Here is a 23,838-nt window from a genome sequence, read left to right on the forward strand (position 1 = left end):
GTGGATTCCTAAGTCTGTGGAGGGAAGGTCAGTGGAGAGGGCGCAGGGGCATCCTGCGCCGGAGGGTTTGGTTCCAGCGGTTGGCAGGCAGCTCCGGGTGCAGCGCGGCCATGCCAGTGGCAAATTTTGAGATGCGGCAAGGACGGACACCGTGTGCCCAGAGGTGCCTGTCCAACGGGCCGGGGGCGGAGCCGGATTTCGTCTCCACCACCACCGCGTTGTCCAGCCGCCATGGCAGGCCGTCGGGACTCTGCCAGGTGACGTCGGTATCGATGGTTGCGCGGCTCCCGGATTCGGGGAGGAACAGTGTGATGCGGTCGTAGCGTGTGGAGAGGACAGGCTCCAGGGGGCCGAATCTCACGTCACCGATAGCCGCCGCCAGTGTCTCGTTCACGTACGCGAGCCCCTCCTCTGTCAGCCGGTCGCGATCGCACAGCTCGTACGGGATCCGCTCCTTGACCGTCGCCTCGCGGGCACCTTCGGTTTTCACTTCCAGGAAGCTGACCGCACTGTCCAGATAGGTCCGCGTGCGGATCTTGAACCGTCGGCGTCGGCCACGCGCGGCCAGCATGTAACTGTCCAACTCGGGGGTGTCGAAGTACACGGAGTCGTAAGCGAACGTGCGGTTCCCGTCCATCTCCAAGACCCTGGCCTCAGAGCTGAACGTGCTGAGGACCGCGCGCGCAGTAGCCGACGGCACCAAATACTTGCGGTCCACCCGGGTCAACAGCGCGGCTTCCGTGGTGAGTTCTTCAAGTCCGACGGCGGGCAGCTGGCTCAGTTGCGGAATGATCGGTTCGGCGTCGACGCGGCTCACGCTACACCTGCCGAGGTGGGCACGGACTGCTGGGCCTGAGGCGCCGCCTGCGATGGCGGCGCATCCTGGGCTGGTTGTGCCGGAAGTTCCTGCGGTGCCGGCGAGAGTGCACCCGCCAACCGGTCGAAACCGAGCTGTGAATGCTTCGGCTGCAGCGGTCGGACCGCGTACCGGACGTCCACGATCGTCTTGTCGTTCACCAGGTCCAGTTCCTGGATGGTGGCTGAGTGGACGGTGCCGTTGAGGACTTCCTCCAGCCGTGCGTAGAGTTCAGGCTCGCTGTTGATGGCCCGGTCCAGTACTACGGTCTGGTGGCGGTAGGCGGGCAGGACCCGGGGGTTATCGCCGACGAACATCACCAGGAGGACCAACGCCATGAGGGACAAGGTCAGCCACACCGGCTCGACCCCGATCCCTGCGATGAGGCCCAGGGCCAACGCAGAGAAGTAATACGCCACCTCGTGCTGGGCCAGTTCCGTAGACCGGAGCCGGATGATGGAGAGAACACCGAACAAGCCCAATCCCAAACCAACGCCGGCGGCCGAACCGGACAAAGCCGTGGCAACTGCAAGCACGCCGACGTTCATGCCGAGGTAGGAAACAACCAGGTCACGACGCCGGTGCCGGCGGAGGTAGAGGGCGAGTGTCAGAATGGTGATCGCGGCCAGGTCTGCCGCGATGAGGATGATGGTGTTCATCAGTTACTCCGGAATCTCTTGGGGGATTGATCTCCACTTTTCCCGGTCATGCTGTGCTGAAACTGTGCTCGAACCAAGGTTGGGATATGTGTTTCGACTCGAGTAGCCTGCGCCTCCCGGACGAACAGGAACCGTTGCTGCACCGCGTAGCTGAAGCCCAGCAGGGTCACTTCGGTGACGAGCTTGGCCAGGAGGTCCGGTACAGCCAGTGACGTGAGTGCCCACATCGCGGCGTAGTTGGCGGACAACAGGACAAGCACCAGCGCCACATAGCCCGTGGCCGCAGCCCTAAGCGAGGTGTCCCGTCCGTGTTCAAAGACCAGCCGACGGTTGACTATGAAATTCACCGAGGCACTGATCAGGCGGGCCCCCACCACCGCCAGTACCAAAGAGTCCGTCCAGGCGCTGAGGATCAGGAACATCACCATGTCCACCATGAACGCCGACAAGGACGAGCCCAAGAACTTCAGCAGGGGAGCATAGATCCGAAGGGAGTCGGCTATGGGGCGGAAATGCGATGCCGAATTGTGGTCCAGGTACACAGTGGCGATCTCCACGCTGTCGATGCCGAACCCAGCCTGTTTCGCCTCGAGCAGGAGATTCAGCTCGTACTCGTACCGCTCGCCGTGCACGGTCAGCAACCACGGGAGCATGTCCGCCCGGTAACCGCGGAGACCGGTTTGAGTGTCCGTGATCCGTTGTCCGGTTGCGAGCCTGAACAGCCCTCGCGTCACCGTATTGCCGAACTTGCTCCGGGCCGGGACGTCTCCGGAGAAATTCCGGCAGCCCAAGACCATGGCACCGGTGACACTGCGCACCCGGTCGGCAACAGCCAGGATGTCAACCACGGGATGCTGCCCGTCGCTGTCAGCGCAGACCACATCCTGGCCGGGAAACTCTGCCGCAATAAAGGCAAAGCCCCTCTTGAGCGCGTGGCCCTTGCCACGGTTCACCGCATAACCGAGCACATGGCACCCGAGCCGCGCAACGGCGTCGAACGTGTCTTTGTAGTCGGGGCCGGAGCCGTCGTCCACCACCACGATGGTCAACCACGGATCGGCTTCCTGAAGACTGCGGACAAGGGCAGTGAGGTGGCGGTTCGGCTCGTAGGCCGGTATGAGGATGATCATGACTGGGCGATGTAGAGGATGTCCGAGGTGCCGCGCTCTTTGTTCTCGCCGAGGGGGTTGTTCACCAGGGATCCGTTGAAGTACATGGTGGAGGAGCCGCCGCCGTCGATGTTGTAAGCGGTGGTGGCGCCCAGGTCCTTCATGATTTGGGCGAGGCCGGTCATGGTGACGCCGGCGCTGTAGCCGGGGCTGCGGCCGTCCACCACCACGAACACCAGGTGGTTCTCATCGATGACGCCAACGGCAGTGCGTGGCTGCTCGCCCTGAATGGAGTGGTTGCCGAAATTCGTATCAACCTCCACGTCCTCGATGCCGGAGGCGATCTCGCCATCCGCCAACAACGACGGGCCAAACGAAAGCGTGTTCCAGACGCCGTCCCCGATCAGTTGTTCAGCAGTCGTGGTGGTTTCGTCGTAGACCTTAACCGTGCCGTCCTTGTAGAACGCGAGACCTTGGCGGGCCCCCTCATCCCGGTACACCACACCATTGCGGATCACGATGCCCGTGTCCCGGAAGCCGTAGTAGTCGCCGTTGATGGCGAAGATCCCGTTATGGTCCTCGGCGATCGCGGACGTGGTTTCGGTGATGTTTTCGCCGTAAGTGTCTTCGGCAAACGCCGACTTCAGCGTTGTGGCATCATCAAGCACGACGTCGGCAACGTAGTACGTCACGGTGTCGTCGCCGCTGCCGGTGGTCACCGTGGAGATGGTGACGCCGGTGTCCCCGGAAGTGTACGAAGTGTCGGTGACCACGGCGCTCGCCGACGTATCAGCGGAGGTGGCGTCCGCCGTCGTGCCTTCCGTAGTTGTGGTGCCTGCCTGGCTCGCCTCGTATTCCGAAACGTTGGTGATCTCTGCGTGCGGGACTACGAAACGGTCGAGGGCCCACGCTGCGGCACCCCCGGCAGAAAGAGTGACCGCCAGAACGGCGGAGACGACGGCGCGCCGAGTCCGGCCGCCCTTACGGTGTTCAGTCTGTGGAGGAGTCATGCCTCATTTCTACGGAGCAAGGCTACGCCTGAGGTTTGCCCAACATATGCGGGGGCTGTGAAGGTTTAAGTGGTGCTTTCGCCTGCCTGCAGCGCGGCCTGCTCAATACGGGCACGGTGGGCTGCCCACTCTTCCACGGACCGGCCCGGGATGTTCGGATCGCCCGGTCTTTGCCCGATGTTGCCGTCAAGGAGTTCGCGAATAATGTCCGCGTGACCCGCATGCCTCGACGTTTCCACGCACATGTGGACCAGGATCTGGTGGAGAGTGACGTTCTTCTTCTCATCAGACCACCACGGCACAACGCCCGGAGCGTCCAAAGGGAGGGACTCGATGGTCTCGTCGCTGTGCTTGGCGGAAAAGTGGTGAAGCCCCAGGATTTCTTCGCGGCTCTCCGTTGCCGGAACCCACATATCCGAATCCGGTGCTGCATCATCGGCAAACCACGGCAGCTCCCTGCCGCTGGGCCGGCCAAAGGTTTCACCGAAATACCCCAGTTCCACACTGGCCACATGCTTGACCAGGCCCAGCAGATTGGTTCCCGTGGGTGCCATGGGCCGGCGCGCATCGTACTCGCTCAGCCCGTCCAATTTCCCGAGCAGGTCAGCCCGCCGGAGGCGCAAGTATGTGAGCAGCGTCGCTTTTTCATCCATGGTCAGGACTCTACCGAAGGGGTCCGACGGAATTGAGACTCCACCTCCGGATGCGGGGACGGGATACTGCTTTATTCCTCTCTTCCCCGTCGCGTTGACTTCAACCCAAGCCAGTGGCGGACCCGGCGAAAGACGCCGGACCCCGTCCCGCCACGAGTGTTAGGAGCAACTCCTTGTCACGTCAATTCCCCCGCAGGACCCTGCTCCAGGGTGCCGGCGCACTTTCCCTCGCGGCCGTGGTCAGCTCGATGTTTGCCCGGAACGCGTGGGCCGACACCGAACCGTACGCCTCGGAGTTCGCAGCGTTGCGAAGCCGCTGGGTGGACCAGATCACGGGCCGCAATGTCATCCAAGCGGGCGATCCGGACTTCGCCAAAGCGGTCACTGCCGTGAACACCAAGGCTGCCGACTCCTTGGCAAAGCTCAACCGGGCTCCAGCCCGAACGTCGGTCTTCACGGACTTGTCCTTCGCCAAGGACGCGGAAATGGTCACCACCTACACGCGCCTGTCACAGCTCGCCACGGCCTGGGCAACACCAACAGCGGCGGTGTTCGGGGATGCCTCCGTGCTGGCAGACATCAAAGCCGGCCTCGCTGACGCCAACACCCTCTGCTACAACGATGCCAAGGAAGAAGTTGGCAACTGGTGGTCCTGGGAGATCGGTGTACCCCGTGCACTCGCGGACGCCATGGTGCTCCTGCACGGGGAACTGTCCGCCGACGAGCGTACGGCCTACTGCGCGGCGATTGACCATTTTGTGCCCGACCCTTGGCTGCAGTTCCCACCCAAGCGCGGAAAGATCACGTCCGTAGGGGCCAACAGGGTGGACCTGTGCCAGGGAATCATCGTCCGGTCCCTTGCCGGCGAAGATCCGGCCAAACTCAACCATGCAGTCGCCGGGCTCAGCCAGGTATGGCAATACGTCACCAGTGGGGACGGGATCTTCCGCGATGGTTCGTTCATCCAACACAGCACCACCCCGTACACAGGCTCCTACGGTGTAGTCCTCCTCACCGGTTTGTCCAAGTTGTTCTCCGTGCTGGGAGGCACTGTTTTCGAGGTTTCCGACCCGTCGCGCAGCATCTTTTTCGACGCCGTGGAGGGGTCGTTTGCTCCCGTCATGATCAACGGAGCCATGGCCGATTCCGTTCGCGGCAGGAGCATCAGCCGCGAGGCCAACACCGGCTACGACCTCGGGGCGTCGGCGATCGAGGCCATCCTGCTCCTGGCCCGGGCCATGGATCCGGCTACTGCATCCCGATGGCGGGGTTTATGCGCGGGCTGGATTGCGCGTAATCCCTACCGCCCGATCCTTGCGGGGGCCAGCCTGCCCAGGACGGCACTGGTGAAGGAGCTCCGAGCCACTGGTGTTGCTCCCGTAGCGGAATCTTTCGGGCACAGGCTCTTCCCGGCGATGGACCGCACCATGCACCGGGGACCCGGCTGGGCATTGTCGCTCTCCATGTCCAGCAATCGCATTGCCTGGTATGAGTGCGGCAACGGAGAGAATAACCGCGGCTATCACACGGGTTCCGGCATGACCTACTTCTACACGTCCGACCTCGCCCAGTACGATGACGCGTTCTGGGCCACGGCCAACTATAACCGCCTCCCCGGTACCACCGTGGACACCACGGCCTTGCCGGACAAAGTGGAAGGGGAATGGGGCGCTGCGGTCCCGGCCAATGAGTGGAGCGGCGCCACCGCGCTGGGCGAGGTGGCCGCCGTCGGACAGCATCTGGTGGGGCCGGGCCGGACAGGCTTGTCCGCACGGAAGTCCTGGTTTGTCAGCGGGGAGGTCACGGTCTGCCTCGGCGCGGACATCAGCACTGGTTCGGGGGCCAAAGTGGAAAGCATCGTCGACCACCGCAAGCTTCACCAAGGCAGCAATACACTCACGACGGCGGCAGGCACCATAGCCGGATCGACCGGCAGCGCTGAGGTACTGGGCGATGGGCGCTGGGTCCATTTGGAAGGTTTCGGAGGCTACGCCATGCTCGACGATTCCCCGCTCCACGTGCTGCGGGAAATCCGCTCAGGCAGTTGGTCCGGGGTCAACGTCAACGGCAGTACTACGGTCCACCAGCGTAACTACGCAACGCTTTATATAGACCACGGCGCCGGATCTGCCTCGGGCAGCTATGCGTACGTTGTGGCACCAGGCGCATCAGTAGAACAGACCCAAAGACTGGTGCAGGGAAACAAATACAGGGTGATCCGCAACGATGCGACTGCGCAATCCGTGGAATTCAAGGCCGCGAAGACTACGGCAGCAACGTTCTGGAAGCCCGGGATGGCAGGGGATCTTGGAGCGTCGGGCGCTGCATGCGTGGTGTTCTCAAGGCACGACAACGTCCTCAGTCTGGCTGTCAGTGAGCCAACGCAAGAGGCTGACAGCCTCACGCTGACCCTCCCGGAAGGCACCTGGTCCAGCGTGCTGGAAGGTGCGGGCACACTGGGGACGGACTCTGCGGGCCAGACCACCCTGACCGTGGATACGGCCGGGCTCAGCGGCCAGACAAAGCTCATCAAGCTCCGCCGCTAGAGCCCTTGTTGTTAGGCCCACTCTGCGCGCTAGGTGGCCCTCGAAGGATGCAGAGCGGGCCTCGCAACAGGCTGGAGGTGGCTGGCCATCTTGGCCCCACACGAGTCACGGACAACGATGCGTGGCCGCAGCCGGATTTGGTACAGGGGACACGCGTCACCTTCGGTCAGCCGACGCAACAGGACATCGGCGGCCATGACGCCCAACCTGTGCTTGGCTGGAGAGACCGCCGTGAGCGGTATCCGGGCGAGGTCGGCCATTTCATCGTCATAGGAGACGAGGGCAAGATCTTCCGGCACCCGGACCCCGTGCCTGGACGCCGCTCCTTCCAGCAAGGCAGCTTCCCGGTCTCCGAAGACCAAGGCAGCCGTGGCGCCACTGCCCGTCAGCAGCGCAAACATGTGCTCGGCCTGGTCCGCTTCCCACTCGGGTTTCGTGGCGCTGAACGCCATGGGACCGGGCTGATCCGTACCCAATCCCAACGCAGAGATGGCGGCGGTATAGCCTGCGATGACCGCAGCCTGAGTCGGATTACTGCTGCGCGCGGCCTCATTCGCCCGCGTGAGCAGCCCGATCTTTCGGTGACCCAACCCGTGAAGGTGCATGACGGCGTCGTACGCTCCGCCTTGGTGATCTGAACAGACGTGCTCCGTCAGGTCGCCCGGGCCCAAGTCGTCCAGGCTCCGTTCCAGGAGGACAACCGGTACGGGCAGGGCCATGAGCTCGGCAACACGCTGCTGGGGGTTGGCCAGACCGGTCAACGTTGGCACCAGGATGAGGCCGTCCACCCCGGCATCCAGGAGGAATTGGATGCTGGCGTTCTCGCGGGTGAAGTCGTAGTGGTACGTGGACAACTGCAGGCTCGCTCCGCGGGCGGAGAGATGTTCCTCGATCCCCTGGAGGACACGCGGGTAATAGAGCTGTGTGTCCGGTAGCAGGACTCCGATAACAAAACGGGAGCGCTTCTGCGCACGCTGGGGTGCGGCGACAAAGCTGCCTGCGCCTTGCCTGCGGACCACCAGCCCTTTGCCCACGAGGTCCTCGAAGGCCCGCCGCACCGTAGTCAGGGAGAGCCCGGTTTCTGCTGCGAGTTGCTGCTCGGTGGGGAGTTTCGTCCCCACAGCCCACGTACCGGCAATGATGTCCCTGCGGAGGTCGTCGCTCAGGTCCTGAAACTTCAAATTGGCTTTGGCAGTGTCTCGCAGTGCTGTAGCACCGGAGTCCGCTTGCGGTTCCTGATTCCTCTTTGGCATGATCCATCTCCACCTGTGGACAGACAATTTCTCTTATCATGCACCACCAATGAGGGAGTATTCCGATAGTAATTTCCTTCGCGTGCGAGTACTTTCGTTCTGTTTGGGAATGCTCATTGATTCCTTGCCTCCGCCCTGCGTAGCAATGGAGGGTGTCCAACAAGAAGCCGAATATCCTGTTCATCCTCAGCGACGACCAAGGTGCGTGGGCCCTGGGGTGCGCGGGAAACCCCGAGATCCACACCCCGCATCTGGATGCCCTCGCTGCCCGCGGAACGCGCTTGGAGAACTTCTTCTGCGTCTCACCCGTCTGCTCACCGGCGCGCGCCAGCCTGATGACCGGGGACATCCCCTCGCGGCACGGCGTCCATGACTACTTGGCAGGCATTGAAACGGGACCTGAGGCCGTTGATTACCTGCAGGGACAACGCCTGTTCACGGATGACCTCGCCTTCGCAGGGTACCGCCTTGGTTTGTCCGGCAAATGGCACCTTGGCGCCAACGATGCTCCGCGGAACGGCTTCAGTCACTGGTTCGCGCTGGAGGGAGGCGGCAGCCCCTATGACCGTTCAGTGATGTACAGGTTCGACGGCGACACCAGCCACCGGGAACCGGTCACCGAATACTTGACGGACGCGATCACCAGCGATGCGTTGGACTTCTTGACTGAGGCCTCGCACGAAGCCGAGCCCTTCTTCCTGGCCCTTAACTACTTGGCCCCCCACAAACCTTGGAAGGACCAGCACCCACCGGAGTTCGAGGAGCTCTACAGCGACTGCACGTTTGCCAGCTGCCCGCAGGAAGCCATACACCCCTGGACTCCCACCGTGGAGGGTGTCCCAATCGGCGGCGAGGCGGACGTACGGGCCTCGTTGGTGGGATACTTTGCCGCGGTCAGTGCCATGGATGCCGGGATCGGCCTGGTCCTCAGCCGGCTGGAGGAACTCGGGATCCGGGACAACACCCTGGTGGTCTTCAGCAGCGATAACGGCTTCAATTGCGGCCATCACGGCGTTTGGGGGAAGGGCAACGGGACGTTCCCGCAGAACGTCTACGACTCCTCCGTCAAGGTTCCGGCGATCTTCGCGCTCCCGGGCAGGATCCAGCAGGGCGTGGTACTGACGGAACTGTTGTCCGCTTACGACGTAGCCGCCACTGTTCTGGAGCTCGCAGGCCTGGACGCCCGGCCCTTCGAACGCGGGCCTGGGCAGTCTTTTGCGGAGCTGTTGCGCGCGCTGCCGGACCCAGCAGGGGATGCCACCGGTGAGACCCCCGACGACGGCGGGCCGCCCGCCGCTGCCGGGGAACGTGCCGTGGTGGTCTTCGACGAATACGGCCCGGTCCGGATGATCCGCAGCACGGACTGGAAGTACGTGCACCGGTATCCGCACGGTCCGCATGAACTCTACGATCTGGTGGCCGACCCGGACGAGCGAGTCAACCTTGTGGACCAGCCGGCGCACTCGGCACGGGTGGCGGGCCTGCGAGCCCAACTCCAGGAATGGTTCCAGCGCTACGCCGTCCAAGGACTCGACGGGAGTTGGCTTCCGGTGGCAGGGGCAGGCCAGACTGCGTCCGTGCTGGACGATCCCTTGGGGGCTTTCACCCCACCCACCTGGGATGGCACGGGCGCAACCGGCGGCACGGCCTAGGGGACTTCGCTAAGGATGAGTCCGGCTCGGGCAGCGTCATCGGACTCGTTGAGGACCACCGGGCTCCCGGTCCCGGCGGCCTCGTAGGACGCCAGGACTACCTCGACGATGTGGCGGGCGTGCTCAACGCTGACCTTGGGTGCGCCGCCGTCGAGCACTCTGATGAAGTCCTGCAACTGCAGGAAGAAGCCCTCCTGGATGTCCTCCGGCTGCGGCTCCCATACCGTGCGGGTGGTGCCGTTGCAGCGGACCAAGGTTCCGTTGTGTGGACTGCAGGAAATGGTGCCGTGCTCGCACACGATAAGGATCTCGTCCATGCGCTGCGCGGCGTCGGAAACAACCACGACGCTGACGTGGACGCTGTTGCGGAGCGTCAGCGAGATGGCACCGTCGGTTTCCACCGGGACGCCGAAGCGCTTGAGGGTGGAGGCGTCGAGGGATTCAACGGGTGCGCCACCAAACCAGATGGAACGGTCAAGGCAATGGCCGCCGATATTCATCAGGGCGCCACCACCGGCCAGGGTTTCGCTGAAGAACCACTCCGGACGGGTCCCTGGACGGTAATCGGTGGTCCTGTAGTCGCGGATCATCAGCACCCGGCCAAGTTCGCCGCCGGCCAGCACGTCCTCGGCCGCCAGCTTCTCCGGAAGGAAATGCTGGATCTGCCCGATCACCAAGGACACCCCGGCCTCCCGGCAGGCCCGGATCATGCGATCGCAGTCGGCCACGGTGGTTGCCATGGGCTTTTCCACCAGGATATGCAATCCGTTTTCTGCTGCGGCCAGCACCATCTCGAGATGCAGGGCGTGCGGGGTATTGATGATGACCGCATGCAGGCCGGCCTCACGAAACATGGCCAAGTAGTCCCCGTAGACGGAAGCCCCCCATGGCGATGCGACCCTCTCGGCGGCTTCATGCCGCAGATCGCAGACGGCGGCCAACTCCACGTTGTCGATCCGCGCTGCGGATGCTGCATGGAAGTGTGCCACGGCGCCTGCGCCAATAATTCCAAGTCGTATCAATTTCCCTCTTTAGCTCGGAGCCGGAGCGCGGGCTCGTTTGATCGGAACACCGCGCAGGTCCCCTCGATTGTTGGGCAGTCCGAAAAGAGGAATAAATGCCTAATTGGGCCGGACCAGGCTGCAGTACGCAGGGGATGCCGGGCAGTCATCGAAAGTTTCCTAAATACTCATTGAATCCTGCTTTCGGGGGCTGTGAGAGTCGTCTCACTGAACCGCATCCGGCTGGTTCCCCCTCACTCGAAAGGTGATTCCCATGGGCAAAACAGCCCGTCATCTTCGCCCGCTGGCCGCCCTGTTGGGTGCAGCGCTTGCTTTATCCACCACGGCTTGCGGTGGAGCCACCGATGCCTCCACGGCCGCCGAAGCCGTGGATATTTCCGGCTCCATCTCGGGCCAGACCATCAACTACTGGTCCATGTGGAAAGACGGTGAGCCCCAGCAGAAGGTCATCGCCGCTGCCATCGCCGACTTTGAAAAGGAAACCGGAGCCACAGTCAGCGTCCAGTGGCAGGGCCGCAGCAACACTGAAAAGCTGGTCCCTGCGCTGAACACCAACAACGTCCCGGACCTGGTGGACGGGACGTTCGCCAAATTGGCTCCGGTGATCGGTGAAACCGGGCAGGCGAGCCCCTTGACGTCCGTGTACTCGTACGAGGTGGACGGGAAAGCCGTCAGCTCATTGATCCCCGAGAAGTTCACCAGCAACGGCGTTTTCAAAGGCGAAGACGGCCAGCCCTGGATGGTGCCCTACAGCATCAGCTCCGACGGCATTTGGTTCGATGCTGCCAAGCACCCGGAGCTCAAGGCGAAGCCGCCAGCTACGTGGGATGAATTCATTGAAGTCCTGGACGCGCTGAAGGCCGGTGGAACGGCTCCGATCGCTGCGGACGGAGACATCGCAGGCTACAACTCCACGTGGTTCGTCACGGCGCTGCTCCGACTCAAGGGAGCAGGAAGTTTCAAGGCCCTTGCTGAAGACAAGTCGGGTGAAGGATGGGACGATCCCGCTGTCCTTGAAGCGGCCGGGAAGGTGGAAACCCTGGTCAAGGGCGGGTACCTGAACAGTGGCTACAACGCGAGCAAGTTCCCGGCACAACAACAACTCTGGGCAAACGGCGACGCGGCCCTGATCCTCAACGGTTCCTGGACGCCTACCGAAACGGGCTCGTACGCCGCACCCGGGTTCGAATACTCCTCCTTCCAGTTCCCGGCCATCGATGACAAGCCGGCCAGTGCCCGGGTGGACTTCATCGGCTTCGCTGTCCCGGCAAAGTCCAAGAACCAAGCACCGGCGCAGCGACTCTCGGCGTTCCTGCTGGGCGCCAAGTACCAGAACGCCCTGGGAACGGACGCCAAGGTGCTGCCCGTGAGGTCGGACGCGCCGGTGGATCCCGCCGTCGCAAGCGTCAAAGCTGCCATCGATGCCGCTCCGGCCACCCACTTGCAGAACGACGGCGTGACGTTCCCCGGGTACACGGAGAAGGTCTTCTTCCCCAGGGACGATGAACTGTTCCTCGGAAAGACCACAGCCAAGGAGTTCGTGGCCAAGATGAAGGAAGCCCAGATCCAGTACTGGAAGGACAACGGCTGATGTCCTTGGGTCTGAAAGAGCCCCGCGCCGGGAAAGCGGCACTACAGAATCCGGCGTCCCGCAAACCGGTGACCACGAGGTCATCAGCTCAGAGCCGCCGGCAGGGAAGTTCCATTGACGTGCAGCGCAAGAAGCTGCTGTTTCCCTTCGTGGGTCCGGCATTCGTCTTGTACACCGTCCTCTTCATTGTCCCCGCCCTCGGCGCCGTGTGGATCAGCCTCCACAAGTGGGCCGGCTCCGGACCCATGAAGTTCGTGGGCTTGGACAATTACGGCAGGATCTTCGGGGACCCGCTGTTCCTGTCATCGTTCGGCAACACGCTGCTGCTGTTGTTTGTAGTGGGAACTGCCATCTTCGTCCTGGCCTTTGCCATGACGCTCGTCCTCAGGGACATGGCAGGAAAGAAGGTGGTCCGAAACGTCATCTTCTTCCCCCACCTCATCAACGCACTCGTATTCGGCGTCATGGCAGGTTTCATTTTCAATCCGGGTGGCATGGTGAACAGCCTGCTGGCACCTCTTGGTGTGACAGACCCACCAAAATGGCTGGCGCAGGACAACATTTTCCCGCTCATCATGGTCACGCTGGTCTGCACTACCACCGGCTACTTCACCACCATCCTGATGGCTGGCGTCGACCGTATTCCGCCCTATTACTACGAGGACTGTGCACTGGCAGGGGCCACCGCGTTCCAAAGGCTGCGCTACGTGATCCTGCCGCTGACGTGGGACGTTTTCGGCACATGTGCCGTGCTGTGGACCATCTCGTCGGTGAAGATCTTCGAGATCGTCTGGGTCTTCGGTGGAAGCTCCGGGGCCGGGGTGCCGCCAACCCAAAGCTGGACGGCCGCCGTCTATACCTACGTCAACGCTTTCTCCGGACAGTCAACGCCGGCCTATGGAGCCGCGACAGCGTCTGCCGTCTTGTCCCTGGCACTGATTTCCGTCCTGGTTGTCCTGCTGCGCCGCGCGATGCGTCGCGACGCCGTCGAGTTCTAAAGGAAATGTCATGAGCGAATACAAACTGTTGGGACCCATGGCTATCACCCGCAGGCCGGGCCGCCGGGGCGTCAGTCCCGCCTTGCGCGGGGAGCGCAGCGTGCTCAGGGGTATCGGGGTGGGGCTGCTGTGGTTGGTGGTCGCAATCAGTATCGCGGCACTGGTGTGGATGGTGGCCCAGGCATTCCGGGATACACGGGCCATCCTTGACGACCCCTGGGGCGTGCCATCGTCTTTGGACTTCGGCAACTTCGTCCGGGCATGGACCGTGGGCGACTTCGCGGTGGCCACATGGAACAGCCTGCTGACCACGGTGGTGTCTTCGGTCCTGACCGTCGCCATCGCCGCACCGTGCGCCTACTACCTGAGCCGGGTGGACAACAGGCTGACCCGTGGCTTGAGCCTGTACTTCATCCTGGGCCTTGGTATTCCGGCGCAGGTCATTCTGATTCCACTGTTCGTGATGCTCAACAAGGTGTATCTCACGGACAGCATCATCGGATTGAACCTCGTCTACATCGGCGTCTCCATGCCCTTCACGGTCTTCCTGCTGACGGCGTTCTTCCGATCCCTCCCCTTGGAAATGGAAGAGGCAGCGGCACTGGACGGGACCACCGCTTTCGGGACGTTCTGGCGCATCACGTTGCCGTTGGCGAAAGGGGGGATTCTCACCGCCTTCATCCTTCAGGTCATCTCGCACTGGAATGAAACCCTTTTGGCCTTGACCCTGCTTCAATCCACCGAGAAGTACACCCTCCCTGTCGCCCTGATTTCCTTCGTCCAGCAGCAGACCTACTCGGGTGCAGACTGGGGCGGGCTGTTTGCCGGCCTCGTGATGGTGGTGCTGCCCATGCTGGTCATCTATGTATGGTTGGGTCGGCGCCTAACCGAGGGACTCACGCTGGGGATGGGTAAATAACCCTCGGCGGCGGCGCTACCGCGGACTCTTGTCGATGACGCAGAAGCGGTTGCCGTCAGGGTCCGCGAGGACCACGAAGTCCGGATCCTCGGGGTACAGGTCCCAGTCGACTCGTTCTGCCCCGAGACCGATGAGCCGCGCCACTTCCGCGGCCTGGTCATCCGCGTAGAGATCCAAATGGGTGCGGGGATGCTCCTGCACCGGTGTTTCACTCAGCATCAGCGCGAGCTGTGGGCCGGGGCCGGACGCCGGTACCAGGATCACCCACGTGTCATCGCCCGGCTCGCGGGGAACATAGCCGAGCGCTCCGTGCCAGAATTCTGTGGCGCGGGCAATGTCATTGACGCCCAGGACAGTGCTGCCGATGGTCAACATGCGCCCAGCCTAGCTGCGGGTTGCCCGGCATGTCTTGTCCACGGCGCAGGGCCAGTGCCACAGTGAACCATGGCCACAGAGCACGACGTAAGACGCATCTGCCTGAGCATGCCTGGAGTGACCGAGCGCCAGAGCTGGGGGCAGCCCGCGTGGTTCGCCAAGTCCCTCATGGCGCGCATGTGGGAAGAGGGCGTGGGCACTGTGAAAACTGACGAACGCGAAGCGCTCGCAGCCATGAAACCCGACACATTCTTCTGGACTCCGCATCACGAACAGTCGCCGAAACTGATGCTGATCCGGCTGGAGAACATTGAGGTGGACGAGCTCGACGAACTGCTCCAGGAGTCGTACAGAATTGCCGGCGGCCCGGGCAAACCCACCCAACTGAGTCGCAGTTGACGCCGTTTTGAGGGCTCAAAACGGCATGTGCTGCTACTTAGTTGGGTTCGGGGGCTCACGCTAGACTCGGCCGCATGGGGGAAAACAACATACTTGGGGAACAGAACACACCGCAGCCTGCGCGCAGGGTCTCTGCCGTCGTCGTGCCTTTGCTGGGGTTGATCGCCGTGATCGTGGGGCTGATCGTGGCGTGGAACAATCAAAGCACAAGCTTCGGCTGGTTCGCCTACGCACCGCTCAGTGACACGGTCTTCATCGGAAACGGTGTAGCCATGGTCAGCCAAGGAACGCAGCTCGGGCTCGCCGTGACCGTCGTCGGCCTGTTGGTCCTCGCGTTCCGGGCCGGGCTCGTCATAGGCCGCCGCAGCCGCTGAGTTCGCCGGAAACGCGCCGAAACCGCCTGAGAAACGCGAAATCGCCGGAAGGCTCCCAGCGAACTGGCGGCTTTCCGGCGATCTCGGCGGACGGGCAAGGACTAGGTGAGCTTCACCTGGCGGTTCATGTCCTTGTACAGCAGGTAACGGAACTCGCCCGGACCACCGGCGTAGCAAGCCTGCGGGCAGAACGCGCGCAGCCACATGAAGTCGCCGGCCTCCACCTCAACCCAGTCGTTGTTGAGCAAGTACATGGCCTTGCCTTCCAGGACGTACAGGCCGTGCTCCATGACGTGGGTCTCCGGGAAGGGGATCACGCCGCCGGGCTGGAAGGTGACGATGTTGACCTGCATGTCGTGGGCCAGGTCGCTGGAGTCCGTGAAGCGCGTGGTCTTCCATACGTCGTTGGTGTCCGGCATGGAGGTGGGCTCCACGTCCTTCTCGTTGGTGACGAAGGACTTGGCTTCGAAGCCCTCAAGGCGTTCGTAGGCCTTGCGGATCCAGTGGAAGGAGACGATGTCGTCGGACACGTTCTCCAGGCCCCAGTCTGCGCCGGCAGCAAGGTAGGCGTAGCCGCCCTCTTCGAGGTGGTGCAGTTCGCCGTCGAGGGTCAGGTTGACCTGGCCCTTGGTGACAAAGATGACGCCTTCAACGCCGGACTCAAACTCGGCCTTGGGAGCGCCTCCGCCGGGTGCGATCTCTACGATCAGCTGGGAGAACGTGGTGGCGAAGCCGGAGATCGGCCGCGCGATGATCCACGAACGAGTGTTGGAGAAACCCGGCAGGTTGCTGGTGACGATGTCCGTCATGACGCCCTTGGGGATCACCGTGTAAGCCTCGGTGACGATCGCCCGTTCCGTGGTGAGGTGGGTCTGCGGCGGCAGGCCGCCCTGCGGGTAGTAGTACTTGCCCATGCGAAATGCTCCTATCAGTGGGAAGTCGGTTGCGCGAGCCGCGGGTGCGCCAGCGCGGTCAGCTGTGAAAGTTCGACGCCGGCAAGCGCCTTGACCTCGTCGGTCCCCACTGCGCCGCATTGGACGCCACGGAGGACGAAGCCAGCCAGCGCGCGGGCTGTGGCGGGCTCATCCATGACGCCGCCTTCGGTGCGCTCCACGTAGTTGCGGAGGCGGAGGGCCGCGGCGGGGAGGCCTTCGCGGTAGAAAGCGTACGACGCCGAGAAGCGGCTGGGCAGCTGGGCTGCGTGCAGGTCCCACCCCTGGTAGTAGCCGTTTTCCAGGGAGCGTCGGACCAGTCGGCCGTGCAGCTTCCAGGCATCTTCCACGCCATCGCCCACGGGGATGATGTTGGTGGAACCGTCGGAGAGGCGGATGCCCGTGCCGGCAACTGCAAGCTGCATGACTTCCTTGGCGAAATCGGCCACGGGGTGTTCCATGGACTGGTATTCCGCAGAGATGCCCAGAGAAGCGCTGTAATCGTAGGTCCCGTAGTGCAGGGCGCTGATACGTCCCGGCACAATGTGGGGGAGTTGGGCCACAGGAGACGTTCCGTCAGCGCCAAGAATGAGCTGAGGGGTTTCCACCTGGACCTCAAAGCGAAGCCTGCCGGCGGGGAGTCCGTGGACTTCTTCGAGGCGGGACACTGCGAAGTCCATCGCCTGCACCTGTGCCACCGTGGTGACCTTGGGCAGGGTGAGGATGAGTCCGGCCGGGAGTTCGCCGGCTTCGGCCAACGTGGAGACGAACAGGTCCAGCGTCTTCAGGCCGCGGGCCCTCGTGGGGGCTTCGAAGCACTTGAACCTGATGCCGATGAACGGCGGAGCTGTCCCGGCCGCAACTGCCTCTGCAACCTTCTTGGCGGCAGCAACGGCGTCGGCGTCTTCTGCCTCATCGCCGCGATCGCCGTAGCCGTCTTCGAAGTCCAGGCGGAGATCTTCGATCGGCTCAGCACGGAGCTTCTCCGCCACACGGGAGGCAACAGCGGCAGCCAAATGAGACTCCTGGCCCAACAGCTGACCGAGCTTTTCCAAGCCGCCGTGAGCTTCCGCCGTCGCCAGTGCCTGGGCGCCCCACTCTGCCGCAAGGGAAGGCGTGAAGCGGTCGGCCGGGATGTAGACAGTATGGATGGGCTGGCGTGAGCCGTCGTCGCCAGGGTAGTTGCGGTCAAGCAACTGGTCCGTCGCGGCGAGCTGGGACTCGATGTGAGCCAGATCAGAGGAAGAGAATGAGCCCATCTCAGCCCACCAGCTCATACGCGGGAGTGGTGAGGAAGTCCGTGTAATCGTCGGACAGACAGATGTCCTCAATCAGCTTGGACGCGGGCTCGTAGTACGCCTTGAAGTTCTCGTCACCGAACTCGATGCGCAGGCGCTCGGTTTCTTCGCCGAGGATGCGGCTGACGAGTTCACGGGTCACGGTGTTACCCGTGTCCGCGAGGACAGACTTGTTGCGGATCTGCTGCCAGACCTGCGAGCGGGAGATCTCCGCAGTAGCGGCGTCTTCCATGAGGTTGTGGATGGCCACAGCGCCGCTGCCGGAAATCCACACGCCCGTATAAGCGACGGCGACGTACAGGTTCAGCCGCAGGCCGGCTTCAGTGACCGTGCCGCCGGCAGAGGCGACGTCGATGAGCTGCTCGGCCGTGACGCTTACCTCGGGGCGCTGCTTGTCGAGCTGGTTGGGGCGGTCGCCGAGTACGGAGTCGAAGACTTCGCGGCAGGTGGAGACCAGGTCCGGGTGTGCAACCCAGGAGCCGTCGAAGCCGTCGTTTGCCTCGCGGGTCTTGTCGGCGCGGACCTTGTCGAAGGCTGCGGCGGTGACGTCCGGCTGCTTGCGGTTGGGGATGACGGCGGCCATGCCACCCATGGCGAAGGCCCCGCGCTTGTGGCAGGTCTTGACCAGGAGTTCCGTGTAGGCGCGCATGAACGGAGCCGTCATGGCAACGGTGGCGCGGTCCGGGAGGACAAACTCTTCGCCGGCATCACGGAAGTACTTGATGATGCTGAAGAGGTAATCCCAGCGGCCGGCGTTCAGGCCCGAGGCGTGGTCGCGCAGTTCGTAGAGGATCTCGTCCATCTCGAACGCTGCCGGGATGGTCTCGATGAGGACCGTGGCGCGGACGCTGCCCTGCGGGATGCCGAGGAAGTCCTGGGCGAACACGAAGACGTCGTTCCAGAGGCGCGCCTCAAGGTGGCTCTCCATCTTGGGCAGGTAGTAGTACGGGCCGTGGCCGTTGAGGAGGAGCTGCTTGGCGATGTGGAAGAAGTGCAGGCCGAAGTCCACCAGCGCACCCACGGCGGGTTCGCCGTCGATCAGCAGGTGGTTCTCTTCCATGTGCCAGCCGCGGGGGCGGGCAACAACAACAGCCAAGGGAGCATCGGTGCGAAGGCGGTATTCCTTGCCCTCGGGCGAGGTGTAGCTCAGGGTGCCCTGGGCAGCGTCGCGAAGGTTGAGGATGGCGTCGATGACGTTGGGCCACGTGGGCGTGCTGGCGTCCTCGAGGTCCGCGAGCCATACCTTGGCGCCGGAGTTCAGGGCGTTGATGGCCATCTTGGCGGGGGTTGCAGGGCCGGTCATCTCAACGCGGCGGTCCTGCAAAGCTGCCGGTGCCTCGGCAACCTTCCAGTCGCCGTCGCGGATTTCCTGCGTCTCCGGGAGGAAGTCCAGGCGGCTGGTGTCCGCAACCTTCTGGCGCTTGACTTTCCGCGCTTCCAACAGCTCATTGCGGGTGCCGGCGAAGCGCTTGTGCAGTTCCTCGATGAAGCCCAATGCCTTGGGGCTGAGGATTTCCTCGGCACGATCGATCGGCCGGGGATCGGTGACTGTGATAGCCATGTGAGCGGATTCCTTTTTCTAGAGTGCGCTGGCGGCGTTGGCGTGCGCAGCATTAGCTACGGCGGTCGCAACATCGGCGGCAACATGGGGATCGAAGACGCTGGGGATAATGTAACTCGCGTTCAGCTCATCGTCAGCTACCCGGTTGGCAATTGCCTCTGCGGCGGCCACCAGCATGTTCGGCGTAATGTCCGAGGCTCCGGCGTCCAGCAGGCCCCGGAAGAAGCCGGGGAAGGCCAGCACGTTGTTGATCTGGTTCGGGAAGTCGCTGCGGCCGGTGGCAACCACGGCCGCGTGCTTGGACGCGACAACGGGGTCGATTTCCGGCGTCGGGTTGGCCATGGCGAACACGATAGCGTCCTCGGCCATCGAAGCGACCTGCTCTTCGCCGATCACGTGCGGGGCGGAGACGCCGATGAAGACGTCCGCTCCCTTGAGGGCGTCGTGCAGGGTTCCGGAGAAGCCTTCTTCGTTGGTGTTCGCGGCGATCCAGCTGCGGTGCTCGTCGTCGTACTTTTCGCCCGAGTGGATGGCACCTGAGCGGCCGGCGGCGATGATGTGCTGTGCGCCCTGGGCCTTGAGGAGCTGGATGATGGCGGAACCGGCAGCGCCGACACCGGAAACGACGATCTTGACCTCGGACAGCTTCTTGTCCACAACGCGAAGGGCGTTGACCAAGGCCGCGAGCGTGACGATCGCGGTGCCGTGCTGGTCGTCGTGGAAGACCGGGATGTCCAGTTCCTCGCGGAGGCGGTTCTCGATCTCGAAGCAGCGCGGCGCGGCGATGTCTTCGAGGTTGATGCCGCCGTAGACGGGCGCCATGGCCTTGGCGATCATGATGATTTCTTCGGTGTCCTGGGTGTCCAGGCAGACCGGCCAGGCGTCAACGTTGGCGAACTGCTTGAAGAGCGCAGCCTTGCCTTCCATGACGGGCAGGGCAGCGGCGGGGCCGATGTTGCCCAGGCCCAGAACGGCCGAACCGTCGGTGAGGACTGCGATGGTGTTGCGCTTGACCGTGAGGTTGCGGGCTGCGGCCGGGTCCTCTGCGATGGCCATGCAAACACGTGCGACGCCGGGAGTGTAGGCACGGGACAGATCGTCGCGGTTGCGCAGGGCGACCTTGGGGACGACCTCGAGCTTGCCACCGAGGTGCATGAGGAAGGTGCGGTCCGAGACGTGCTGGACGGTGACGCCGTCGAGGGCGTTCAGGGCATCCTTCACGCGGGCTGCGTGATCGTCGTCGGTGGTGTTGCACGTGACGTCAACAACGATCGTCTCGTGGTGGGATTCCGTGACGTCCAGCGCGGTGATCGCTGCACCGGCTGCGCCGACAGCTGCTGCCAGTTCGCTGGTAGCGGTGAAGCTCGACGGTGCGGCGACGCGCAGGGTGATCGAGTTTCCGGGGCTCGGATTCGCCATTGAAATTCCTCCTGTAAGGCCCGTTCCCGGGCCGCCGTTCCAAACTGAATGTTTTCGTATTATGGATATTATTATCTACAAAGTGGAAACACAACCCCCTGCTTGGTCATGTTCGGTGTCATCGCGCAGGTTGACGGTGTGCTGTATGTTGGGTGTTCTAAGCAATTCTTTTCACGATGCGGATAAGAGTTGTCGGAATCTGAGTCATTGGAGACAAGGGAATGGCTGAAAAAGCCTCCGGAGGCGTGCAGTCCGTTGAGCGCGTCTTTGAACTGCTGGAACTGATCACGGACGCGGGCGGCGACGTCACCTTGAGCGAACTTTCTTCGTCCACTGACCTGCCCTTGCCTACCATCCACCGCTTGCTCCGCACGCTGGTGTCGCTCGGCTATATCCGTCAGCTGCCCAACCGCCGCTACGCCCTGGGTCCCCGGCTTATCCGGCTCGGCGAAGGTGCCAGCAAGCAACTCGGCGCCGTGGCGCGTCCGCAGCTGAAGACCCTCGTGGAACGCCTCGGCGAGACCTCCAACATGGCCGTGCTGGATTCCGACATGGTCATTTACGTGGCCCAGGTCCCGTCCATGCACTCCATGCGCATGTTCACGGAGGTCGGCCGCCGCGCCCACACGCACGACACCGGCGTGGGCAAAGCAATCCTCGCCCAGTTGGACGACGAGGTTGTCCGCGGCATCGTGGCCCGCACCGGGATGCCCACTCCCACGGCCAAGAGCATCGGCGACATCGACTCCCTGCTGGCCGACCTCAAGCTCATCCGTGAACGCGGCTACTCCATTGACGAGGAAGAGCAGGAGCTCGGCGTACGCTGCTTCGCCATGGCCGTGCCTAACGCGCCCACGCCCACCGCGATCTCCGTCTCCGGCCCCATCACCCGTGTGGACCAGAGCTTCGCCGATCGCGCCGTGCCCATGCTTCGCGAGGCTGCCATGGCGATCTCCGCGGAGCTCAACCAGAACTGATTTTCTTACGCCGAGTTGGCAGATAATGCCCATGTTTTCCAAAAACATGGGCATTATCTGTCAGCTCGGCGCGGATTTTGAACGGGTGGCTTTCCTCAGCATCGCGTTCACCACGATCGGGTGAACCGGCCGCACGACGCCGAAGTACAGCTTTCCCCTCCAGCCTTTGAGCTCGACGGCGGTAGTCACCCTGATGAGCCGGCTCACCGGATCCACCCCGACGGCGGCTGCGAAGTTCAAGTGCTTGTCCCTGACGAAGATCAGTGCTTCTTCGCCCGCCTGGTCCGTCACCTTGAACGTGTCCCGCGGTGCCTTCGGAACGCCGATCAAGGGCACAAGCGCCTGGCGCAAACCCATGGCGGCGGCAACCCAACGCGGCATGGACTCCAAGGAGAACAGCCGCCCGGCCCATTCCCCGGGGTCCGTCCCGGCGCCATCCGGGAGCGGGGCCAAGCACACGTCTGCGTAGTCGGGCTTCGGAATTTCGCGGAAGGCCAATGAGCGGAAGCAGGGTGACTGTTCGGTCATGGGCTGATCCTACGGTGCGAAGCGTGCAGGTGAGCTTCCCGCGCGGGTGAGTGCCGCCGTCGTACGTTCTGCGCGAGATGACACTTGGCGCCCATGTTTTCGATAAACATGGGCGCCAAGTGTCAACCCGCGGCAGAAATCTAGTGCTCCGACGCGCTGGACGTCTTGAGCGGGACTTCCTTGCCGTCGGCGTCGATGAGCTTGCCGTTCTCGAAGCGGTCGCCTTCGCTGAGGCACTTGATGTCCTCTTCGCTGACGATCCGGTCAGTGCCCGCGACGAACACCGACTGGTTGTCCGAGTTGCCGGCCTTGAGGTGATTGAAGAGGATGTTCAGCAGGATGGCCATGACGGCTGCCGAGCTGATGCCGGAGTGGAAGATCGTGGAGAACCAGGACGGGAAGGCGTCGTAGAAGGACGGTGCGGCGATGGGGATCATGCCGAAGCCGATGGAGGCCGCCACGATGATCAGGTTCATGTTGTTCTTGTACTCAACCTTGGCCAGGGTACGGATACCGCTGGCTGCTACGGTACCGAAGAGGACGACGCCGGCGCCGCCCAGGACGGGCGTCGGAACCGCTGCGACCACGCGGCCCAGGATCGGCAGGAGGCCCAGGATCACCAGGATGAGGCCGCCGGCGCTGACCACGAAGCGGCTCTTGATGCCCGTGATGGCAACAAGGCCGACGTTCTGGGCGAAGGCGCTCTGGGTGAAGGAGTTGAACAGCGGGGAGATGGCGCTGGAGAGCATGTCTGCGCGGAGGCCGTCGCCGATGCGGCGGGAGTCCACTTTGGTGTCCACGATTTCGCCCACTGCGATGATGTCTGCCGAGGTCTCCGTCAGGGTCACCAGAATGACGATAAGCATGGAGATGATTGCGGCGATTTCGAAGGTGGGAGCGCCGAAGGCAAACGGCGTGGGGAATGCGACGATGTCGCCCTGGCCAACCTTGGAGAAATCGGCCATGCCTGCCACGAACGCAATGATGGTGCCGATGACCATGGCCAGCAGGATCGAGAGCCGGGATATGGCGGCGTTGCCAACTTTGCTGAGGAGCAGGACGACGCCCATGGTTGCTGCTGCGAGGCCGATGTTGGCCATGCTGCCGTAGTTATCGGCCTTGGCGTTGCCGCCCATGGCCCAGTTCGCTGCCACCGGCATCAGTGTGAGGCCGATAGTGGTGATCACAGTTCCGGTAACCACCGGTGGGAAGAACTTGATGATCTTGGAGAACAGGGGAGTGATCGCCAGGCCAATCAGTGAGGCCACAATGACCGAGCCGAACACCGCCTGGATCCCGCCGCCACCTTGGACGATCGCCACCATGGTGGAAACGCCGGCGAAGGAAACGCCCTGTACCAATGGCAGCTGCGAGCCGAAGAACGGAATGCCGACGGTCTGCAGGATGGTGGCCAGGCCGCCAACGAACAAACAAGCGGCGATGAGGAGGCCGATGTCCTGCGAGGACATGCCGGCAGCCGCTCCAATGATCAGCGGCGGGGCAATGATTCCCCCGTACATGGTGAGGACGTGCTGGAAGCCGTAAGCGAAGGTGCTTCCGATGGAGAGCCGCTTGTCCTCGGGACGTTCCGGCTTGTGCGACTGCGAAGGGGCGGTATTCGCAGGGCGGGATTTCTTCTTGATGTTCATGGCAGACTTTCTGGTTTCATGGCAGACGTCTTCGTCTGGCTAACTGTGTCTGGCTAAC

22 protein-coding genes are annotated in these 23,838 nt (G+C 63.1%); 8 read left to right on the forward strand and 14 right to left on the reverse strand.

The window, feature by feature from the left end; all coding sequences use genetic code 11:
* Positions 1 to 28: 28 nt before the first annotated feature.
* The 5 genes from M1D89_RS05850 to M1D89_RS05870 form a co-directional block, all read right to left on the reverse strand.
* Entirely contained in the window at positions 29 to 817 is a 789-nt protein-coding gene (locus M1D89_RS05850) for a polyphosphate polymerase domain-containing protein (RefSeq protein ID WP_498648855.1), read from the reverse strand.
* A complete protein-coding gene (locus tag M1D89_RS05855) occupies positions 814 to 1,515 on the reverse strand; it encodes a DUF4956 domain-containing protein (protein ID WP_498648857.1) in 702 nt (233 codons plus the stop codon). Before M1D89_RS05855 ends, M1D89_RS05850 begins: the two co-directional genes overlap by 4 nt.
* Entirely contained in the window at positions 1,515 to 2,645 is a 1,131-nt protein-coding gene (locus M1D89_RS05860; RefSeq protein ID WP_498648859.1) for a GtrA family protein, read from the reverse strand. The genes M1D89_RS05855 and M1D89_RS05860 overlap by 1 nt, the downstream gene beginning before the upstream one ends.
* The gene (locus M1D89_RS05865; protein WP_498648861.1) at positions 2,642 to 3,634 is read right to left on the reverse strand and encodes a phosphodiester glycosidase family protein; all 993 of its coding nucleotides are present in this window, start codon (positions 3,632 to 3,634) and stop codon (positions 2,642 to 2,644) included. The genes M1D89_RS05860 and M1D89_RS05865 overlap by 4 nt, the downstream gene beginning before the upstream one ends.
* Before the next feature lie 65 nt (positions 3,635 to 3,699).
* Positions 3,700 to 4,287, reverse strand: a complete 588-nt coding sequence (locus M1D89_RS05870; RefSeq protein WP_498648863.1) for a DinB family protein — start codon at positions 4,285 to 4,287, stop codon at positions 3,700 to 3,702.
* 173 nt (positions 4,288 to 4,460) lie between these two features.
* On the opposite strand from M1D89_RS05870, the gene M1D89_RS05875 reads away from it, so the two are divergent.
* Complete coding sequence (locus tag M1D89_RS05875) at positions 4,461 to 6,833, forward strand: polysaccharide lyase 8 family protein (RefSeq protein ID WP_498648865.1); 2,373 nt, start codon at positions 4,461 to 4,463, stop codon at positions 6,831 to 6,833.
* 29 nt (positions 6,834 to 6,862) lie between these two features.
* Here the strand turns inward: M1D89_RS05875 and M1D89_RS05880 are convergent, their stop codons facing one another.
* Positions 6,863 to 8,086 carry a GntR family transcriptional regulator gene (locus M1D89_RS05880; protein WP_498648867.1) on the reverse strand — a complete coding sequence of 408 codons (1,224 nt, stop codon included), beginning with the start codon at positions 8,084 to 8,086 and terminating at the stop codon, positions 6,863 to 6,865.
* Between the two features lie 152 nt (positions 8,087 to 8,238).
* On the opposite strand from M1D89_RS05880, the gene M1D89_RS05885 reads away from it, so the two are divergent.
* Positions 8,239 to 9,738 carry a sulfatase-like hydrolase/transferase gene (locus tag M1D89_RS05885; protein ID WP_498648869.1) on the forward strand — a complete coding sequence of 500 codons (1,500 nt, stop codon included), beginning with the start codon at positions 8,239 to 8,241 and terminating at the stop codon, positions 9,736 to 9,738.
* Here M1D89_RS05885 and M1D89_RS05890 read toward each other — a convergent pair.
* A complete protein-coding gene (locus M1D89_RS05890; protein ID WP_498648870.1) occupies positions 9,735 to 10,760 on the reverse strand; it encodes a Gfo/Idh/MocA family protein in 1,026 nt (341 codons plus the stop codon). The two genes, M1D89_RS05885 and M1D89_RS05890, sit on opposite strands and share 4 nt — an antisense overlap.
* 253 nt (positions 10,761 to 11,013) lie before the next feature.
* Here M1D89_RS05890 and M1D89_RS05895 point away from each other — a divergent pair, with 253 nt between their 5' ends.
* Genes M1D89_RS05895 through M1D89_RS05905 form a run of 3 tightly spaced genes read left to right on the forward strand, consistent with a single transcriptional unit; the run spans position 11,014 to position 14,268 of the window.
* Positions 11,014 to 12,351: a sugar ABC transporter substrate-binding protein gene (locus M1D89_RS05895; protein ID WP_498648872.1), complete on the forward strand. Its 1,338-nt coding sequence runs from the start codon at positions 11,014 to 11,016 to the stop codon at positions 12,349 to 12,351.
* A complete protein-coding gene (locus M1D89_RS05900; protein ID WP_498648873.1) occupies positions 12,351 to 13,349 on the forward strand; it encodes a carbohydrate ABC transporter permease in 999 nt (332 codons plus the stop codon). The genes M1D89_RS05895 and M1D89_RS05900 overlap by 1 nt, the downstream gene beginning before the upstream one ends.
* Before the next feature lie 10 nt (positions 13,350 to 13,359).
* On the forward strand, positions 13,360 to 14,268 hold the full coding sequence (locus M1D89_RS05905; RefSeq protein WP_498648875.1) for a carbohydrate ABC transporter permease: 909 nt from the start codon (positions 13,360 to 13,362) through the stop codon (positions 14,266 to 14,268).
* Between the two features lie 15 nt (positions 14,269 to 14,283).
* Here M1D89_RS05905 and M1D89_RS05910 read toward each other — a convergent pair whose 3' ends face one another.
* Complete coding sequence (locus M1D89_RS05910) at positions 14,284 to 14,643, reverse strand: VOC family protein (RefSeq protein ID WP_498648876.1); 360 nt, start codon at positions 14,641 to 14,643, stop codon at positions 14,284 to 14,286.
* 69 nt (positions 14,644 to 14,712) lie between these two features.
* Here M1D89_RS05910 and M1D89_RS05915 point away from each other — a divergent pair, with 69 nt between their 5' ends.
* Both M1D89_RS05915 and M1D89_RS05920 read left to right on the forward strand, forming a co-directional pair.
* The gene (locus tag M1D89_RS05915; RefSeq protein WP_498648878.1) at positions 14,713 to 15,042 is read left to right on the forward strand and encodes an MmcQ/YjbR family DNA-binding protein; all 330 of its coding nucleotides are present in this window, start codon (positions 14,713 to 14,715) and stop codon (positions 15,040 to 15,042) included.
* A 74-nt stretch (positions 15,043 to 15,116) separates the two neighbouring features.
* Positions 15,117 to 15,416, forward strand: a complete 300-nt coding sequence (locus tag M1D89_RS05920; protein WP_498648880.1) for a hypothetical protein — start codon at positions 15,117 to 15,119, stop codon at positions 15,414 to 15,416.
* Between the two features lie 101 nt (positions 15,417 to 15,517).
* On the opposite strand, the gene M1D89_RS05925 is transcribed toward M1D89_RS05920, so the two are convergent.
* From M1D89_RS05925 to M1D89_RS05940, 4 genes are read right to left on the reverse strand one after another with little or no spacing between them, the layout of a single operon-like run.
* On the reverse strand, positions 15,518 to 16,330 hold the full coding sequence (locus M1D89_RS05925) for a bifunctional allantoicase/(S)-ureidoglycine aminohydrolase (RefSeq protein WP_498648882.1): 813 nt from the start codon (positions 16,328 to 16,330) through the stop codon (positions 15,518 to 15,520).
* A gap of 14 nt (positions 16,331 to 16,344) precedes the next feature.
* Positions 16,345 to 17,607, reverse strand: a complete 1,263-nt coding sequence (locus tag M1D89_RS05930; protein WP_498650908.1) for a DUF6986 family protein — start codon at positions 17,605 to 17,607, stop codon at positions 16,345 to 16,347.
* A gap of 1 nt (position 17,608) precedes the next feature.
* Positions 17,609 to 19,207 (reverse strand): malate synthase A, encoded by a 1,599-nt coding sequence (gene aceB / locus M1D89_RS05935; protein ID WP_498648883.1) that lies wholly within the window; start codon positions 19,205 to 19,207, stop codon positions 17,609 to 17,611.
* Positions 19,208 to 19,225: 18 nt separating this feature from the next.
* Complete coding sequence (locus M1D89_RS05940) at positions 19,226 to 20,626, reverse strand: NAD-dependent malic enzyme (protein WP_089596170.1); 1,401 nt, start codon at positions 20,624 to 20,626, stop codon at positions 19,226 to 19,228.
* Between the two features lie 221 nt (positions 20,627 to 20,847).
* Between M1D89_RS05940 and M1D89_RS05945 the strand changes: the two genes are divergently transcribed.
* Positions 20,848 to 21,603 carry an IclR family transcriptional regulator gene (locus tag M1D89_RS05945; RefSeq protein ID WP_011776026.1) on the forward strand — a complete coding sequence of 252 codons (756 nt, stop codon included), beginning with the start codon at positions 20,848 to 20,850 and terminating at the stop codon, positions 21,601 to 21,603.
* 60 nt (positions 21,604 to 21,663) lie between these two features.
* Here the strand turns inward: M1D89_RS05945 and M1D89_RS05950 are convergent, their stop codons facing one another.
* Positions 21,664 to 22,131: a DUF2867 domain-containing protein gene (locus M1D89_RS05950; protein WP_498648885.1), complete on the reverse strand. Its 468-nt coding sequence runs from the start codon at positions 22,129 to 22,131 to the stop codon at positions 21,664 to 21,666.
* A 140-nt stretch (positions 22,132 to 22,271) separates the two neighbouring features.
* Positions 22,272 to 23,780 (reverse strand): nucleobase:cation symporter-2 family protein, encoded by a 1,509-nt coding sequence (locus M1D89_RS05955; RefSeq protein WP_498648888.1) that lies wholly within the window; start codon positions 23,778 to 23,780, stop codon positions 22,272 to 22,274.
* Between the last annotated feature and the right edge of the window lie 58 nt (positions 23,781 to 23,838).

It is taken from the genome of Arthrobacter sp. D3-18, assembly GCF_054408525.1.

Coding starts and splice junctions, on each gene's coding strand:
- M1D89_RS05855 (WP_498648857.1), bottom strand. CDS start 1,515: ATGAACACCATCATCCTCATCGCGGCAGACCTGGCCGCGATCACCATT.
- M1D89_RS05860 (WP_498648859.1), bottom strand. CDS start 2,645: ATGATCATCCTCATACCGGCCTACGAGCCGAACCGCCACCTCACTGCC.
- M1D89_RS05865 (WP_498648861.1), bottom strand. CDS start 3,634: ATGACTCCTCCACAGACTGAACACCGTAAGGGCGGCCGGACTCGGCGC.
- M1D89_RS05870 (WP_498648863.1), bottom strand. CDS start 4,287: ATGGATGAAAAAGCGACGCTGCTCACATACTTGCGCCTCCGGCGGGCT.
- M1D89_RS05880 (WP_498648867.1), bottom strand. CDS start 8,086: ATGCCAAAGAGGAATCAGGAACCGCAAGCGGACTCCGGTGCTACAGCA.
- M1D89_RS05895 (WP_498648872.1), top strand. CDS start 11,014: ATGGGCAAAACAGCCCGTCATCTTCGCCCGCTGGCCGCCCTGTTGGGT.
- M1D89_RS05900 (WP_498648873.1), top strand. CDS start 12,351: ATGTCCTTGGGTCTGAAAGAGCCCCGCGCCGGGAAAGCGGCACTACAG.
- M1D89_RS05905 (WP_498648875.1), top strand. CDS start 13,360: ATGAGCGAATACAAACTGTTGGGACCCATGGCTATCACCCGCAGGCCG.
- M1D89_RS05910 (WP_498648876.1), bottom strand. CDS start 14,643: ATGTTGACCATCGGCAGCACTGTCCTGGGCGTCAATGACATTGCCCGC.
- M1D89_RS05915 (WP_498648878.1), top strand. CDS start 14,713: ATGGCCACAGAGCACGACGTAAGACGCATCTGCCTGAGCATGCCTGGA.
- M1D89_RS05920 (WP_498648880.1), top strand. CDS start 15,117: ATGGGGGAAAACAACATACTTGGGGAACAGAACACACCGCAGCCTGCG.
- M1D89_RS05925 (WP_498648882.1), bottom strand. CDS start 16,330: ATGGGCAAGTACTACTACCCGCAGGGCGGCCTGCCGCCGCAGACCCAC.
- M1D89_RS05930 (WP_498650908.1), bottom strand. CDS start 17,607: ATGGGCTCATTCTCTTCCTCTGATCTGGCTCACATCGAGTCCCAGCTC.
- aceB (WP_498648883.1), bottom strand. CDS start 19,207: ATGGCTATCACAGTCACCGATCCCCGGCCGATCGATCGTGCCGAGGAA.
- M1D89_RS05940 (WP_089596170.1), bottom strand. CDS start 20,626: ATGGCGAATCCGAGCCCCGGAAACTCGATCACCCTGCGCGTCGCCGCA.
- M1D89_RS05945 (WP_011776026.1), top strand. CDS start 20,848: ATGGCTGAAAAAGCCTCCGGAGGCGTGCAGTCCGTTGAGCGCGTCTTT.
- M1D89_RS05950 (WP_498648885.1), bottom strand. CDS start 22,131: ATGACCGAACAGTCACCCTGCTTCCGCTCATTGGCCTTCCGCGAAATT.
- M1D89_RS05955 (WP_498648888.1), bottom strand. CDS start 23,780: ATGAACATCAAGAAGAAATCCCGCCCTGCGAATACCGCCCCTTCGCAG.